We start from the raw sequence: 16,120 nt of genomic DNA, 5'->3' as shown, positions 1-16,120 counted from the left end.
AGGTGCCGTCATGAGAGTAAAGGTCGTTTTAGCTTGCACTGAATGCAAACAGCGCAACTACAACACAAAGAAGAACAAGAAGAATGATCCCGACAGACTTGAGATGAACAAGTACTGCAGATTCTGCAAGAAGCACACGCTCCACAGAGAGACGAAGTAAAGCGAGGAACGAAGTTATGGCCGAAAAAGCAAAAAAAGAAAACGGCTTTGTTCGCTTTACGAAGAAAGCGGGAAAGTTTTTCCGCGACTGCAAGGGCGAGATCAAAAAGATCGTTTGGCCTACGCCGAAGAACGTTTTCAAAAATGTGGGTGTCGTTCTTGCGACGATCATCCTGCTTGGTCTCTTCATTTTCCTGCTGGATACCGTCTTCATGAATTTGCTGGGTCTCGTCATGCAAGTGGCGAAATAAGCAGCGTGAATGATCACGCGTTTATTTGAGAAGCGGAGGAATCGAAATGTCGGACGAAGCAAAATGGTATGTGGTTCATACCTATTCCGGGTATGAGAACAAGGTTGCGTCAAATCTGGAGAAGACGGTGGAAAACCACTCTTTACAGAATTTGATTTTTGAGATTCGCGTACCCACCGAAAAGGTCACAGAAGTTGCCGCAAACGGCAGGACCAAGGAAGTGGAACGCAAGATTTTTCCGGGTTACGTCATTGTAAAGATGATCCTCACGGATGAATCGTGGTACGCGGTTCGCAATATCCGCGGCTGCACGGGCTTCGTCGGCCCGTCTTCCAAGCCGATTCCGCTCACGGATGAAGAAGTGGAGCGACTCGGTGTGGAGACGAGGAATGTCGAAGTCTCCTACAATGTCGGTGACAGCGTCCAGATTACCGACGGCCCGCTTGAGGGCTTTATCGGAACAGTGGAAGAGATTGATGTGGACAAGAACCACATTCGCGTCATGGTTTCGATGTTCGGACGTGAAACCCCGGTTGACCTGGAACTTGACCAGGCGGAGCCGGTGGAATAACACACGGTAAATTGCGGTAATCCGCTTTTTATTGAGGGGGATACGTCCCCCTGTGGGAGGAACGCCTGAATTTTCACGGACGTTCCGCCATCAACCACGAATTTTGGAGGTGCAAACAAATGGCTCAGAAGGTTACGGGCTTTATTAAGCTCCAGATACCTGCCGGTAAAGCTACCCCGGCACCACCGGTTGGTCCGGCTCTCGGTCAGCACGGTGTTAACATCATGGCATTTACAAAGGAATTTAACGAGCGCACCAAGGGCGACGCTGGTCTTATCATCCCGGTCGTCATCACAGTATACGCAGACCGTTCCTTTACCTTTGTAACAAAGACGCCGCCTGCAGCAGTTCTTATTAAGAAGGCTTGCGGCATCGAAACAGCTTCGGGCACACCGAACAAGACAAAGGTCGCAAAGATTACCCGCGAGCAGGTAAAGAAGATCGCCGAGCAGAAAATGCCTGATCTCAACGCTGCATCCATCGAGAGTGCTATGAGCATGATCGCCGGTACTGCACGCAGCATGGGCATCGAAGTAGTCGATTGATTTGATTTTACCCGGGTGGGAGGAAACTCTCTGAGAATCCGATATCTACCACTTTAGGAGGAACATGAATGAAACACGGTAAAAAGTATGTCGATGGCGCAAAGCTCATCGAGCGCAGCCGCCTTTATGATACGCAGGAAGCGCTTGACCTCTGTGTCAAGACTGGTACAGCAAAGTTCGACGAAACCGTTGAAGTCCACGTAAAGCTGGGCGTTGACGGCCGTCATGCAGACCAGCAGGTCCGCGGTGCTATCGTCCTGCCGCACGGCACGGGCAAGACCGTCCGCGTGCTCGCAATCTGCAAGCCGGAGAAGGAAGACGAGGCTCGTGCAGCCGGTGCTGAATTCGTCGGCGGCAATGATATGATCCAGAAGATCCAGTCCGAAGGCTGGATGGATTTTGACGTCCTCATCACGACCCCGGATATGATGGGTATGGTTGGCCGTCTCGGTAAGATCCTCGGCCCGCGCGGCCTCATGCCGAACCCGAAGGCCGGCACTGTTGCTCCGGACATTGCACGTGCAATCACCGAAGCGAAGGCCGGTAAGATCGAGTATCGTCTCGACAAGACCAACATCATCCACTGCCCGATCGGCAAGATTTCCTTTGGCACAGAGAAGCTGACGGAAAACTTCAACACGCTGCTGGAAGCCATCAACAAGGCAAAGCCGGCTGCTGCTAAGGGCCAGTACATCCGTTCCTGCGTTGTTGCTGCAACGATGGGCCCGGGCGTAAAGATCAACCCGAACAAGGTTGGTTAAGATTCGTCTGAATCTTAAATTTAAGGCTTGACAGAGTTCTTCTGCCATGCTATAATTACAAAGCTGTTTACCTAAGACAGCAGGTGCACCGGTTTTCCGGGCTGAAAGGTTTTACCGCCTGCCGAGGGAGCGGAAAAGTTACTTTGTACTTTTTATGCCTTCCTGCGGTAAGTGGGAAGGCATTTTTAGTTTTCGCACCGAGGAAAATCGTTCATTTTGGCGCTTTTCCAAATCATAACTGAAAGGCGAGGTGAATATTTTGCCCAGTAAAAGCGTTTTGGAAACAAAGCAGGCAATTGTTGCTCAGCTGAAGGATAAGGTCGCTAACAGCGTATCCGGTGTTGTCGTAGACTACAAGGGTATCACTGCAGAGGCCGACACAAAGCTCCGTAAGGAACTGCGTGAAGCCGGCGTTGAGTACACTGTCGTTAAGAATACTCTTCTCAAGCGTGCTATCGAAGGCACCGAGATCGAGGGTATGTCCGAGGTTCTCGAAGGCACAACCGCTCTGGCTGTTTCCCACGAGGATCAGATCGCTCCGGCAAGAATCCTGAACAAGTTTGCAAAGGATTCCGACGGTAAGTTCGTGATTAAGTCCGGCTACATGGACGGTAAGGTCATGTCTCCGGCAGAGATCGCTGCAATCGCAGATCTCCCGAGCAAGGAAGGTCTTGTTCAGATGCTGCTTAGCGTTCTCGTATCCGGCCCGCGTGGTCTTGCTATTGCACTTAGTGAAGTTGCAAAGGCTCAGGAAACTGCATAAGTTTGCAGGATAATTTTCAAATTTAAATTTTAGGAGGATATTACAATGGCTGATATCGCAAAGTTTGTTGAAGAAATCAAGTCCATGACCGTTCTCGAGCTCAACGAGCTGGTCAAGGCTATCGAAGAGGAGTTCGGCGTTTCCGCTGCTGCTCCGGTTATGGTCGCTGGCGCTGGCGCTGCTGCTCCGGCTGCTGAAGAGAAGACCGAGTTCGACGTTGTTCTGAAGTCTGCTGGCGCAAACAAGATCAACGTTATCAAGGTTGTTAAGGAAGCTACCGGCCTGGGCCTGAAGGAAGCTAAGGCTATGGTTGACGAGGCTCCGAAGACCATTAAGGAAGGCGTTTCCAAGGACGACGCTGAGGCTCTTAAGACGAAGCTCACCGAGGCTGGCGCTGAGGTCGAGCTGAAGTAATTTAGCTTCACCTTATAATTGTCTGATTCAAGATCCGCAAATGCAGTTCGCTGTGTTTGCGGGTCTTTTTTCTTTTCGGCTATATGGTTTTCTGAAATATAATTTGGCATCTTTATTCACAAAATAGTCATTGCTTTTTTGTTTTTATCGGTCTATAATATGTTCATTCCTTAACAGTTCAAAAATGAACAATTCAGTTTTAAACTGTTTTTTGGAAATGGACATCGTTGAGAACTTTTGGCGATGTTCAGCAGTAAGCAACAGGAGGTGCGAGGAATGAAGCAAGACGAGCAAGCGTGTACGGCCGTGCCGTTTCACGACGGGCTTGCGGAGCACTTAACGCAGATCGCGCGCATCATCCATACGGAGCTGCGCAAGGTGCTGGCGGATGAAGACCTTTCCGCGGTGGAATCCGGTGTAATCATGTGCCTTTCCACAACAAAGGTCGATACGGCCGGGCGCATTGCGCGGCGCATGGGTGTTTCGCGCTCGTTGATGAGTAAGGCGGTAGACCACCTTGTGCGCGGCGGATGGATTGAAACAAAACCGGACCAAAATGACCGTCGCATGGTACATTTGGTTTTGTTGCCGAAGGCCGAGCCGGCTGTTAAGCGATGCAGAGAGCTGAAGCATGAATATTATGAAAAAATGTGCGCCGGTGTCAGCCCGGAAGACATGCAGGTCTTCCGCCGCGTCATGGAGCAAATACGGCGAAACCTTGAAAACTTTACCGAGACGGGCAGATACCCGGAGATGAGAAAGGAGAAAACCGAATGAAATTGTTGAAAACGTACCTAAAGCCGTTTGCGGCGCTGGTGCTGGCGTGCATTCTGCTGCTTTTCGGGCAGGCGATGTGTGACTTGACATTACCGAACCTGATGAGCGACATTGTGAACACCGGCATTCAGCTTGGCGGTGTGGATGAGGCTGCACCTGCGGTTTTGAACCAACAGGCCGTTGACTTATTGGCGCTGTTTATGAACGACGCGGAGGCGGGGACGTTCAAAAACGCCTACACGCCCGTGGAGCACGGCAGCGATGAAGAGACGAAGCTTGCGAAAACCTACGAGAATATCAAGGACATGGATGCGGTCGCTTTAAGCGAAGATGCAGACGTGCAGGCGGTGGGCGATGCCTACGGTAAAGCGGCGTATGCGTTCATGACGTTCCTGAAGGATTACGGCGCGCAGACCGGCCAGGCGGTGGACACCGAAAGCGGCGTGCAGGACATGGATATGCGTCAGCTTTATGCCATCGTCCCCATGTTACAGCAGATGCCGAAAGAGACGTTCAGCGAAGCAATCGATTCTGCCGAAAATGCACAGTCAATGATCGGCTCGCAGGTGGGCGCGACGTTTACAAAGCTGTTCTATAAGGAACTCGGCGTCGATTTGGACGCAAAGCAGATGCGCTACATTGTGATGAAGGGCCTTGAGATGCTCGGCATTGCGCTGCTCGGCGTGCTGGCAGCGGTGCTCGTCGGCTTCTTCGCGTCGCGCATTTCGTCCGGCGTGGCAAAGCAGATGCGCAGCGATGTGTTTAGAAAAGTGGAAAGCTTCTCCAATACGGAGTTCGATAAATTTTCCACCGCGTCACTCATCACGCGCACGACGAACGACGTGACGCAGGTGCAGATGCTCATTTCCATGGGCCTGCGTTTGATGTGCTACGCGCCGATCATGGGCGTGGGCGGCATTATTTTCGCGCTGCAAAAAAGCGTTTCGCTAAGCTGGATCATCGCGCTCGCGGTCATTGTGCTGCTGTGCCTTGTCATCGTGCTTTTAAACGTTGCAATGCCGAAGTTCAAGAGCTTGCAGCGTTTGACGGATAGATTAAACCTCGTCAGCCGCGAGAATTTGAGCGGCATGCTCGTGGTGCGTGCGTTTACGAATGAGAAATTCGAGGAGGCGCGCTTCGATAAGGCGAACGAAGACCTCACCCGCACAAACCGCTTTACCCAGCGCGTGATGAGCATTACAATGCCGATCATGATGCTGATCATGAATCTTGTTACGCTGCTCATCATGTGGGTGGGCGGGCACGCCATTGCGGACTCCACCATGCAGGTAGGCGACATGATGGCGTATATCCAGTACACGATGCAGATCATCATGTCTTTCCTGATGATTGCGATGATCTTCATTATGGTGCCGCGCGCCATGGTTTCCGCAGACCGTGTGCAGGAGGTGCTGACGACGGAGCTTTCCATCAAAGAGCCGGAAAACCCGGTTACACTCGGTAATGAAAGCGGTGAGCTGCGTTTTGACGACGTTTCCTTCCGCTACGGCAACGCCGAGGAAGATACCTTGAGCCACATTTCGTTTACCGCAAAGCCCGGCCAAACGACGGCGTTTATCGGCGCGACGGGTGCGGGAAAATCGACGCTCATCAACCTCATTCCACGTTTTTACGATGTCACCGGCGGCGCAGTTTACCTGAACGGCAAGGATATCCGCACGCTTTCGCAAAAGGAACTGCGCGATAACATCGGCTACGTGCCGCAGAAGGCCATGCTGTTCTCCGGCACAATTGATTCCAACATCAAGTACGGCAAGGAAGACGCCGATGTGAACGAGGTGCTGGCAGCGCTCGATTGCGCACAGGCTACGGAATTTGTCAGCGAATTGCCGAACGGCGTGGAAAGCTCCATCGCGCAGGGCGGCAGCAACGTTTCCGGCGGCCAGAAGCAGCGTCTTGCCATTGCCCGTGCGCTCGTGAAAAAAGCGCCGGTGTATATTTTCGACGATAGCTTCTCCGCGCTCGATTTCAAAACGGATGCAAAGCTGCGCCGTGCGCTGACGAAATACACGGAAAACGCTGTCGTGCTCATCGTCGCGCAGCGCGTTTCCACCATCATGAACGCCGAGCAGATCATTGTGCTGGATGAAGGCAAAATCGTCGGCAAGGGCACGCATAAAGAGCTTTTGAAAACGTGTCCGGAATACCGCGAGATCGCGGAAAGTCAGCTTTCAAAGGAGGAATTGGCATGAGCGAACCGAAAAGAAACGCACCGCGTCCGCACGGGCCCGGCAGAGGCATGATGCCCACCGAAAAAGCCAAGGACTTCAAAGGCAGCTTTAAAAAGCTTATTTCGTATCTTTCCCCGTTTAAGTTTAAAATACTCATCGTCGTCATTTTCGCGGCGCTTTCCACCGTGTTCACAATCGTCGGCCCGAAGATCCTCGCAAAAGCGACCGATGAGCTGACGGCCGGCTTGATGCGCATCATCACCGGCGCTGCGGAGGGCATTGACTTTGGCTATATCGCGAAAGTTTTACTGTTCCTTGTGGGGCTGTATGCGTTGAGCGCGCTGTTCTCCTACATTCAGGGCTTTACGATGTCCGGCGTTTCGGCGAAGGTCTCGTACAACATGCGCCGTGCCATTATGGAAAAGATCGACCGCCTGCCCGTCTCGTATTTTCACAAAACGAGTCAGGGTGACGTGCTTTCCCGCATCACGAACGATGTTGATACGCTCAGCCAGAGTCTTAACCAGAGTATCACGCAGCTTATCACGTCTGTGTGCTCCATCATCGGCGTGCTTATTATGATGCTTTCCATCAGCTGGCAGTTGACGCTTGTCGCACTGTGCATCGTGCCGATTTCATTGCTGCTTGTCGGACGCATTGTGAAATCCTCGCAGAAATATTTCGTCGGCCAGCAGGAATACCTCGGCGCGGTGAACGGCCACGTGGAGGAAATGTACGGCGGGCACGTCGTCGTGAAGGCGTTTAACGGCGAAGCGCGCTCCATGGAGAAATTCGAGTGCGAAAACGAAAAGCTCTACAATGCGGGCTGGAAGTCGGAGTTTCTCTCCGGCCTGATGCAGCCGATCATGGGCTTTGTGGGCAACCTCGGCTACGTTGTGGTGTGCATTTTGGGCGCATCTATGGCGGCAGGCGGCAGCATGACCATCGGCGGCATTCAGGCGTTCATCCAGTATCTGCGCAGTTTCACGCAGCCCATCACCCAGATGGCAAGCATCTCAAGTCAGGTACAGCGCACCATGGCGGCGGCAGAGCGCATTTTCAATTTCCTTGATGAGCCCGAGATCGTCGAAAAAACACCGAAATACACCGTGGAAAACAGCAATATCCGCGGCGACATCCGCTTTGACCACGTTTGCTTCGGCTACGAAGACACCGACGAGACGGTCATCCACGATTTCTCCGCCGATGTGAAAGCGGGCCAGAAGATCGCTATTGTCGGCCCGACGGGTGCAGGCAAAACGACTATGGTAAAGCTTCTCATGCGCTTCCACGACCTTAAGTCCGGCAGGATCTACCTTGACGGCAAGGACATCACGGAGTTTGCCCGCGGCGACCTCAGAAAAGAATTCGGCATGGTTCTGCAGGACACGTGGCTTTACAGCGGCACCATCATGGAGAACATCCGTTACGGCCGCTTGGACGCGACGGACGAGGAGGTCATTCAGGCGGCAAAAGCGGCGCAGGTTGACCACTTTGTGCGCACACTGCCGGACGGCTACAACACGATCCTCAATGAAGAAGCGACGAATGTCTCGCAGGGACAAAAGCAGCTGCTCACCATCGCCCGTGCGATTTTGTCCGACAGCCGCATCATGATTCTTGACGAAGCGACAAGCTCCGTCGATACGCGCACCGAGCTTTCCATCCAGACTGCAATGGATAACCTGATGCGCGGCCGCACAAGCTTCATCATCGCGCACCGCCTCTCGACAATCCGCAACGCTGACCTCATCCTCTGCATGAAGGACGGCGACATCGTGGAGCAGGGCACGCATGAAGAATTGCTCGCAAAAAACGGCTTCTACGCAAACCTCTACAACAGTCAGTTCGAGCACGCAGAGGAAAGTGCGTAAAACGCCTGTAAAACAAAACGAAGCTGTCTTCTCTGACAAAGAGAGGGCAGCTTTTTTGGTGGTTTTGAAGATTGACAAACGCCTAAAAGGACGGCTACAATAACCGCATAAAGGGGGCGTTTGTATGTTTTTGGATGAACTGAAAAAGAGGAATGTGCCGAGTTTAAAATCGCGCGCGGAGATGCTGGAGCTTTTGCAGTGGGAGGAATACGGCTGCTTGCCGAAGGCGCCGGAATCGTTGGTTTGGGAAGCGGAGCCCGGCGTTGCGGATAATTTCTGCGCGGGCAAGGCGACGCTGGAAAAGCTGACGTTTCGCGTTGCGGTAAACGGCAAAGATTTCGCGTTCCCGGTGTATTTGGCTGTACCGACCGCAGAGGGGCCGCACCCGTTTTTTGTCCATATCAACTTCAGAAGCGATGTGCCGGACCGCTACATGCCGACGGAGGAGCTCATCGACAACGGCTTTGCGGTGCTTTCGTTCGGCTATGAGGATGTGACGCGCGACGACGGCGACTTCACCTCCGGCCTTGCGGGTGTTCTGTATGAAAACGGAAAACGCGCGCCGCATGACGCGGGTAAAATCGCGCTGTGGGCGTGGGCGGCAATGCGCTGCATGGACTACGCCGAGCACGACGAAAGACTGGACTGTACAAAATCTATCGTGTGCGGACATTCGCGTCTCGGCAAAACGGCACTGCTCACTGCTGCGCTGGATACCCGCTTCGCGTTTGGCTACTCGAACGATTCCGGCTGTGCCGGTGCGGCGCTGTTCCGCGGCAAAAAAGGCGAGCAGCTTGACGATATTTATAGGCAGTTTCCGTTCTGGTTCAGCGAATCGTTCGGGCAGTATGTCGGCAAAACGGACGCGCTGCCGTTTGACCAGCACTACCTACTCGCGAGCATTGCGCCGCGCTATGTATACGTGGCGTCTGCGACGGGCGACGACTGGGCAGACCCCGCGTCCGAGCTTTTGAGCTGCTATGCGGCGGCAGCGGGGGACAAGGAGGCGTTTCCCTATGAAGAAACGTCGGAAGACTACGATTTTAACCTGCATGCGGGCCGCATCGGCTATCACTGCCGCCCCGGTCTGCACTATTTCAGCCGCGAGGACTGGAACCGGTTTATTGCGTTTTTTGAAAGCAAGCAATAAGGCGAGAAAAGCCGAGCGGTTATAATAAGAAGGGCGGCGTATTGCCGTCCTTTGGGAGACCCCCTAATTGGGTCTCCCACGAGGGAATAGTCCACTGGACTGTTCCCTCTCCCGTCCTGATTTTTTGGAAGGCAAATAGATTTCGTTGTCTGCGGACGACGACTTAGGGCGCTGCCCTAAGAACCCGCGACCTTTTTGAAAAAAGGTCGATCAAAAACTTTTTGCGTCGCTTCTCTATGAAGACGAAAAATGCATACAAAAACGGCGAAATCCTGAACAGGACTCGCCGTTTTCTTATGCTTTACTTTAATTCTTGCGGTTGAAATTGATGAGGCAGCCGGCTTTGACGATCTTCTTTTCGTCTTCCGTCATCGGGGCGATGTAAAGCTCGATCTCCTTTACTTCATCGCCGAGCACATACGCTTTAATGCTCTGCATATCGCCGTCCATGGCGTCCAAAACGTTCGGGACGAGGATATAATCACCGATCTCGAAGGCGGGTTCATTCTTCATCTGGAACGGCAGCATGCCCCAGTTCATCACGTTGGAGCGGTAGCGCTTGGTGGCGTACTCGGAGCAAATATTCGCAAGGCCGCCCAAGACGCGCTGGCAGCTTGCCGCCTGTTCGCGCGCAGAGCCGTCACCGGGCTTCACGCAGTAAATGACACTGCCGATTTCGATTGTCTTTTCATCGACGTCGGGCAGGATGTTTTTCACTTTCCCGAGTGCGTTTTTCAGAGCTTCATCGCTTTGTGCTTCGCCCGCAAGTCTCGCTTTTTCGAGTGCACGGACATCCTTTGCACGCTGCACGTAACCGGGGTCGCGGCGGGAGAGTGTGAACTCCGCAAGCCCCAGTGGGTTGGAGCGGTACGAAGACGTTTCGCCGGACGGGATCAATTCGTCGGTCGTTGTGACCTTATCCATGATCTTCGAGCAGACGCGCAGCAGAATGTTCTGCGCAAGTGCCTCCTGCTCCGGCCAATCCTTGATGTTCGGGCCGTAGATGAGCTTATCCTCCGGCTCTGCCTTGCCGAAGCCGTTGTAAATGCGGGCGCGGTAGGAGGAATCATCGTAGTTGTATTCCGGCACCTCATAGTTGTCCGCGTACTTTTCGGCGGAGGTCAGAATGCCGCCGTTTGCCGCCGTTGCCGCGATAGAACGTGCGTCCATGAGTGCGACGGCGCTCAGTTGGCCTGCGCCCGGCTTGGAGCCTTCGCGGTTCGGGAAGTTGCGTGTGGCGTGGCGGATGCTCAGCGCGTTATTCGCCGGTGTGTCGCCTGCGCCGAAGCACGGGCCGCAGAAAGCAGTCTTCACGATGGCGCCCGTCGCCATGAGGTCGGAAATGGCGCCCTTTGCGAGCAGGTCCATAAACACCGGCTGTGAGGACGGGTAGACGTCCAGTGTGAATTCGCCCTGACCGCACTGCGCGCCCTTTAAGATGTGCGCTGCCGCCATGACGTTCGTATATGTGCCGCCCGCGCAGCCCGCAATGATGCCCTGCTGCACTTGCAAACCCTTTGGGGTGATCTTATCCGTCAGACTGAATTCGATATCCTTGCCTTCCGTCAAGCGCGCGGCTTCCTTTTCTACTTCGCGCAGGATGTCGCCGAGATTCGCGTTCAGCTCGTCAATCTCAAACGCGTTGCTCGGGTGGAATGGCAGCGCGATCATCGGCTTTACGGTGGAAAGGTCTACATAGACCAAGCCGTCGTAGTATGTCACGTCGGCCGGCTTTAACTCGCGGTAATCGTCCGCGCGGCCGTGCTTTGCAAGGTACGCCTTCGTGTCGTCGTCTGTGCACCAGACGGAGGTGAGACATGTGGTCTCGGTCGTCATGACGTCCACGCCGTTGCGGTAATCGGTCGTCATGCTCTTGATGCCGGGGCCGACGAACTCCATGACCTTGTTTTTTACGTAGCCGTTTTTAAACACCGCGCCGATGATGGCAAGCGCGATGTCCTGCGGGCCCACGCCCGGGCGCGGCTTGCCGGTGAGGTACACCGCCACAACGCCGGGGTACGCGACATCGTACGTGTTTTCGAGCAGCTGCTTGACGAGCTCGCCGCCGCCTTCGCCGATGGCCATGGTGCCGAGCGCACCGTAGCGCGTGTGGGAATCGGAGCCGAGAATCATTTTGCCGCAGCCCGCCATGGCCTCGCGCATGTACTGGTGAATGACCGCCATGTGGGGCGGCACATAAATGCCGCCGTATTTGCGTGCGGCGGAAAGGCCGAACACGTGGTCGTCCTCGTTGATGGTGCCGCCCACGGCGCACAAGCTGTTGTGGCAGTTTGTGAGCACGTAGGGGATGGGGAACTTCTCCATGCCGGAGGCGCGCGCCGTCTGAATGATGCCGACGAACGTGATGTCGTGCGAGGCGAGCGCATCAAATTTTAAGCGCAGGTTCTGCATATCCTCTGCGGTGTTGTGCGCTTTTAAAATGGAATAGGCAATGGTACCCTGTTTTGCCGTGTCTTTTTGATAGGTCTCGGGTGCAGCGGCTTCCGGCACGATCTCTGTGCCGTTCACAAGGTAAACGCCGCCGTCATAAAGCTTTACCATATTCATTCACCGAAACTTCCGAAGGAGCCCGGAAGCAATCCTTTCTTTTAGCATTGCATGGCCGCGCAGAAAATCCTGCGCTTAGTTGCTTTCAGTATAGCATAATAAAGGCGGATTTGCAATTTGCATTTCTGCTTTTTCATTTTGTTCAAAAACGGTTCAGTCTTCCGCGATGACTTTTGCTGCGGCGGAGCCCGAAGCGGTCTTCCAAATGCGGATCATCGTCGGGATGCGGCTTTGCAGTTCCGAAACGTGAGAGATGATACCGACGACGCGCCCGCTTTGGCGGATGCTCTCGAGCGCGCGCATGGCGGTATCGAGCGTGTCGGTATCGAGCGAGCCGAAGCCCTCGTCGATGAAAATGGAATCAAGCCGCACCGCGCCCGAGTAGCTCTGCACCACGTCCGAAAGCCCGAACGCAAGGGAAAGGGATGCCAAAAACTGCTCGCCGCCCGAAAGTGTCTCTACGGAGCGGCACGTGCCGCTCATGCCGTCCAAAACCTCAATGTCAAGCCCGCCGTAGCCCGCGCCGCTTTTGCCCTGCTTGTGCTGCAAGGCGTAGCGCCCGCGGCTTAAAACGGAGAAAAAGCGGTTTGCACTCTGGATGGTCTCGTCGAGCATCATGCCGAGTACGTACTGCAAAAGCGGCACGCGCAAGGCGTTGCTGCGGCCGGTCACGTACCCCGCAAGCTTTGCTGCGCGGCTGTACTGTACGTCGAGCGCGGCGGCTTCCTCCGTGTATTGCTGCACGGCGGCGGCGCTTTCCGCAATGGTGCGCAGGTCGGAGCCAAAGCGTCCAAGCTGCACGGAAAGCGTCTGCGTTTCGGTGCTTTTTGCGTCCAGCTCCGCTTTGCTTTGCGGAAGGTCCTTTTCCGGCGCTGCGCCGAGGGCATTTTTCGCTTCCTTTGCGGCGAACATCTGCTGTGCGGCAGCTTTTACGGCCTCGTTTGCGGCAGAAAGCGCGTTTTCCGCGGCGTGGAACGCTTCCTCAAGCGCTGCGGTCTCCTGCTCGAGCACGCGAATGCGCTTTTGTATTTCGGTCATCTCCAATGTGATTTGCGCCGCATCGCGTACGGCGTCCATGGCGCTTAATTGGCGGCGTTTTTCTTCTAAAGCGGCGCGGCAGGCGGCAAGCGCAGCGTTATGGCGGCTTTCGACCTGCATAAGCGCTTCGCGTTCCGCTTTGAGTGTCTCAAGTTTCTTGTGTGCGGCCGGCGCCTGCGCTGCAAGCTTTTGTGCTTCGTTGAGCGCCGTTTGCGCCGCAGTATAGGCCGCTGTGAGCACTTCTTCGCTTTCTGTGATGCTTTTTGCGGCATCGTTTGCGGCGTTTAATTGTGCGAAAGCGACCTCGTGCCGCGCTTTTGCGGCGGCGGCCGTCTGCTCGGCGCGGCTTTGCTCCTGCCGCAGGTCTTCAAGCTTGTTGCGCAGCGCATCAAGTTCTTCTTTTGTCGTCTCGCCTGCGCACGGCACGGCGAGCACGGGGTGGTGCACCGCGCCGCAAACGGGACAGGGCGTGCCGTCCGTGAGCCCAGTGGCGAGCGCGGCGGCGCTGTTTTGATTCCATTTGGCTTCTGCCGCCGAGAGCAGCTTATCCTGCCCCACGACGGTCAGACGCGCGGTGCGCGCCGCGTCTTCGGCAGCTCCCCACAATTTTTTGCACTGCGCTTCGATTTTAGCGGCGTCACTGCGCGTTTTCAGCGCGGCAAGCTGTTCGCTTAAGATGGTCTGCGTCTGTAAGAGCGACGCGAGCCGGTCTTTTGCGGCATCGGCCTTTTCGGTGAATGCTTCGCCTACCGCGATGCGCCGCAGCACCTCCGGCAGCTTTTGGCGGTCGTCCTCAGCCTGCTTCTGCACGGCGCGCTCGCGCTCCTCCTCGGCGCGCAGTTCTTTTAAAAGCTGCTCCTTTTGCAGGCTGCGTTCCTGCTCCGCACGCAGCTGTTCGCTTCGTTTTAAAAGTGTGTCTTTTTCGGCGGTCAGCTTTGTAAGTCCCGCGCGGTTCTGCTCGGCGCGCGTATACTGCGCTTTGGCGGAAGCTGCCCGCATTTCGGCGGTTTTCAGCTGCGCTTCGGCATCGGTCTCGGCTTTTTGGCACTGCTCAAATTGCAGTGCGCGGGTGTATTGCTTTTGTGCGAGCGTCAGTGCTTCTTTCGCGGCGGCGAGCGCTTTTTCGGTTCGTGCGCATTCTAATCGAAGCGCTTCCGTTTGCGCGGCGAGTGCCTCGGCGGTCTCCGCGCCATGCTTTTCGAGCAGCGATTTCAGTTTTGTCTCGCACGTTTCGCGCTTTGCGTACAGCTTTTTTTGCCGCTCCGTAAATTTCATCGCGATGCGTTCCCATAGCTCGCAGGAGAAAAGCGTTTTCAAAATGGCTGCTTTTTCGGTAGAATTCGCGCGCAGAAGCTGCATGAATTTGCCCTGCGGCAGCACGATGACCTGCGAAAATTGCTCGGCGGTGAGGGAAAGCAGGTTTTCCGCGTAGCCTGTCACATTGCGCGCCGCACCCGAAGCGGCAAGCGCCCAGCCGTCTGCCGTGCGGCGCTTGCACTCGTTTTCTTCCTCGGTGATAAAATCGTCGCTGCCGCGCTTTTTGCGGCGGTACAGCGCGCGGCGGAAGCAATATTCGTCTTCGCCGAGCGCAAAATGATAGACGACCTCGGTGCGGTCGCTGTCTGCGGCGGCAAGGCAACGCATATCTTGAAACGTGCGCCGCCCGCCCGTCGATTTATAAAAGAGCGCGATGCTCATGGCGTCGAGCAGCGTCGTTTTGCCGCCGCCCGTCTGTCCGGTGATGAGGAACAGCCCCGCTTCGTTCAGCTTTTCAAAATCAATGACGGTGTGCTCCAGATACGGCCCAAACGCCGAAAGCTCCAAACGGATCGGTCTCACGTTGCATCGCCCTCCAGTTCCTTTAGAATTTCCGCCAGCAGCGCTTCGTCCTCCGGCTGCGCTTCCTCACCGCAGACCTCCTTTAAAAAGCCGCGGAAAAGCTCCGCGCGGCTGCGGCTGTGCAGATCGGCTTCCGCCTGCGTGCCTGCGTGCTGCTTTAAAAACCACGTGCTGCGCACGCCGAGTACATTCGGGTAATAGGGGCGCAGTCGGTCGGCCGGGCGGAAAACCGGCTCGTCGTCGGTGAGCAGAATTTCCACATAGTCTTCATTGGGCGCCGCCTGCCCGTTTTCGAGCAGCGCCGCAAACGTACCCTCTATGCGCTTTACGTCGTGCAGAGGGGTTACGGGGATGCACGTTGTTTCCACCGTGTCGCCGAGCGTGACGAGCGTCATGCTCTTTTTCTGGTGCGCTTCGTCTACGGAATATTTGAGCGGTGAGCCCGCGTAGCGCGCCGTGTCGCCTGCCCTTTGCGCCGCGTGCAGGTGCCCGAGCGCCGCATAGTCAAACGGGGAGAAGACATCCGTCGGCACATCGCCCGCGCCGCCGACAAAAAGGCGGCTTTCGGAATCGGAGGTGGAGGCCCCCGCCGCAAAGCAGTGCGCGACCAAAACGTGCTTTTTCGCGGGGTCAAACGCTTTTTCCATTTTTTCTACCGCCGCGCGCATGCAGGCCCCCGCACCGCGCAGCGTTTCATCGCCCAGCATTTCGCGCATCTGGGCGTTTTCAAAGTACGGCAGCGGGAAAATCTGTATGTTGCCGATCTCGACCGGCGTAAACGTGTCTTTAAGCTCCGTGATGATATGGATGCCGTGCCGCGCAAGCAGGCTTTTGCCCACCGCAATGCGGTCCGGGCTGTCGTGGTTGCCGGAAATGATGACGGCGGGGATGCTCCGTTCGCACAGCGCATCGATGAGCTCGTCGAATAAATGAATCGCGTCGACCGAGGCAATCTGCCGGTCGTACAGATCGCCCGCAATGAGCAGCGCATCGGGCTTATATTCATCCAGCGCAGGCAAAAGCGACTGCCGCACAAAATGCCGCTGGTCATCCATTAAACTGCGACCGTACAAAAGCCTGCCGAAGTGCAGGTCTGCAATATGTAAAAGCTGCATAGCGTCTCCTTTTAAATTTTCAATCTGACTTTTTTCTGAATTTGCCGGCGAGCACCTTTTCAGGGGTGCCAAACCGTGCTATAATAATAAAATAGTTAACAGT

Annotated in this window: 14 protein-coding genes and 1 other annotated feature; of the genes, 11 read left to right on the top strand and 3 right to left on the bottom strand. The window is 55.2% G+C overall.

What is annotated here, in order from left to right; all coding sequences use genetic code 11:
• Positions 1 to 10 precede the first annotated feature (10 nt).
• The 11 genes from rpmG to ACI0CA_RS12595 all read left to right on the top strand — a co-directional run bounded on the left by rpmG (position 11) and on the right by ACI0CA_RS12595 (position 9,457).
• Positions 11 to 160: a 50S ribosomal protein L33 gene (rpmG, locus tag ACI0CA_RS12645; RefSeq protein ID WP_176820368.1), complete on the top strand. Its 150-nt coding sequence runs from the start codon at positions 11 to 13 to the stop codon at positions 158 to 160.
• 16 nt (positions 161 to 176) lie between these two features.
• Entirely contained in the window at positions 177 to 410 is a 234-nt protein-coding gene (secE, locus tag ACI0CA_RS12640; RefSeq protein WP_176820369.1) for a preprotein translocase subunit SecE, read from the top strand.
• Positions 411 to 456: 46 nt separating this feature from the next.
• Positions 457 to 981: a transcription termination/antitermination protein NusG gene (gene nusG / locus ACI0CA_RS12635; RefSeq protein WP_446806760.1), complete on the top strand. Its 525-nt coding sequence runs from the start codon at positions 457 to 459 to the stop codon at positions 979 to 981.
• A 119-nt stretch (positions 982 to 1,100) separates the two neighbouring features.
• Positions 1,101 to 1,526 carry a 50S ribosomal protein L11 gene (gene rplK / locus ACI0CA_RS12630; protein WP_176820371.1) on the top strand — a complete coding sequence of 142 codons (426 nt, stop codon included), beginning with the start codon at positions 1,101 to 1,103 and terminating at the stop codon, positions 1,524 to 1,526.
• 68 nt (positions 1,527 to 1,594) lie between these two features.
• Entirely contained in the window at positions 1,595 to 2,287 is a 693-nt protein-coding gene (gene rplA / locus ACI0CA_RS12625; protein WP_176820372.1) for a 50S ribosomal protein L1, read from the top strand.
• A 52-nt stretch (positions 2,288 to 2,339) separates the two neighbouring features.
• Positions 2,340 to 2,484: a sequence feature (ribosomal protein L10 leader region), on the top strand.
• A gap of 62 nt (positions 2,485 to 2,546) precedes the next feature.
• Positions 2,547 to 3,050, top strand: coding sequence for a 50S ribosomal protein L10 (gene rplJ / locus ACI0CA_RS12620; protein WP_176820373.1), 504 nt, complete (start codon positions 2,547 to 2,549; stop codon positions 3,048 to 3,050).
• A 45-nt stretch (positions 3,051 to 3,095) separates the two neighbouring features.
• Positions 3,096 to 3,464: a 50S ribosomal protein L7/L12 gene (rplL, locus tag ACI0CA_RS12615; RefSeq protein WP_176820374.1), complete on the top strand. Its 369-nt coding sequence runs from the start codon at positions 3,096 to 3,098 to the stop codon at positions 3,462 to 3,464.
• A 276-nt stretch (positions 3,465 to 3,740) separates the two neighbouring features.
• Complete coding sequence (locus ACI0CA_RS12610) at positions 3,741 to 4,241, top strand: MarR family winged helix-turn-helix transcriptional regulator (RefSeq protein ID WP_446806761.1); 501 nt, start codon at positions 3,741 to 3,743, stop codon at positions 4,239 to 4,241.
• Positions 4,238 to 6,454, top strand: a complete 2,217-nt coding sequence (locus ACI0CA_RS12605) for an ABC transporter ATP-binding protein (RefSeq protein WP_446806762.1) — start codon at positions 4,238 to 4,240, stop codon at positions 6,452 to 6,454. The genes ACI0CA_RS12610 and ACI0CA_RS12605 overlap by 4 nt, the downstream gene beginning before the upstream one ends.
• Complete coding sequence (locus tag ACI0CA_RS12600) at positions 6,451 to 8,307, top strand: ABC transporter ATP-binding protein (RefSeq protein WP_176820377.1); 1,857 nt, start codon at positions 6,451 to 6,453, stop codon at positions 8,305 to 8,307. The genes ACI0CA_RS12605 and ACI0CA_RS12600 overlap by 4 nt, the downstream gene beginning before the upstream one ends.
• 124 nt (positions 8,308 to 8,431) lie before the next feature.
• Positions 8,432 to 9,457: a hypothetical protein gene (locus ACI0CA_RS12595; RefSeq protein WP_446806763.1), complete on the top strand. Its 1,026-nt coding sequence runs from the start codon at positions 8,432 to 8,434 to the stop codon at positions 9,455 to 9,457.
• A gap of 306 nt (positions 9,458 to 9,763) precedes the next feature.
• Here the strand turns inward: ACI0CA_RS12595 and ACI0CA_RS12590 are convergent, their stop codons facing one another.
• From ACI0CA_RS12590 to ACI0CA_RS12580, 3 genes are all read right to left on the bottom strand, one after another.
• The gene (locus tag ACI0CA_RS12590; RefSeq protein ID WP_412264320.1) at positions 9,764 to 12,019 is read right to left on the bottom strand and encodes a hydratase; all 2,256 of its coding nucleotides are present in this window, start codon (positions 12,017 to 12,019) and stop codon (positions 9,764 to 9,766) included.
• A gap of 159 nt (positions 12,020 to 12,178) precedes the next feature.
• Positions 12,179 to 14,902, bottom strand: coding sequence for an AAA family ATPase (locus ACI0CA_RS12585; RefSeq protein ID WP_446806764.1), 2,724 nt, complete (start codon positions 14,900 to 14,902; stop codon positions 12,179 to 12,181).
• Positions 14,899 to 16,017, bottom strand: a complete 1,119-nt coding sequence (locus ACI0CA_RS12580; protein WP_395507325.1) for an exonuclease SbcCD subunit D — start codon at positions 16,015 to 16,017, stop codon at positions 14,899 to 14,901. Before ACI0CA_RS12580 ends, ACI0CA_RS12585 begins: the two co-directional genes overlap by 4 nt.
• Positions 16,018 to 16,120 lie beyond the last annotated feature (103 nt).

This window comes from Hominenteromicrobium mulieris, assembly GCF_046197855.1.
Taxonomy (GTDB): Bacteria; Bacillota; Clostridia; order Oscillospirales; family Acutalibacteraceae; genus Hominenteromicrobium; species Hominenteromicrobium mulieris.
This window is presented reverse-complemented; position numbering and strand designations above follow the sequence as displayed.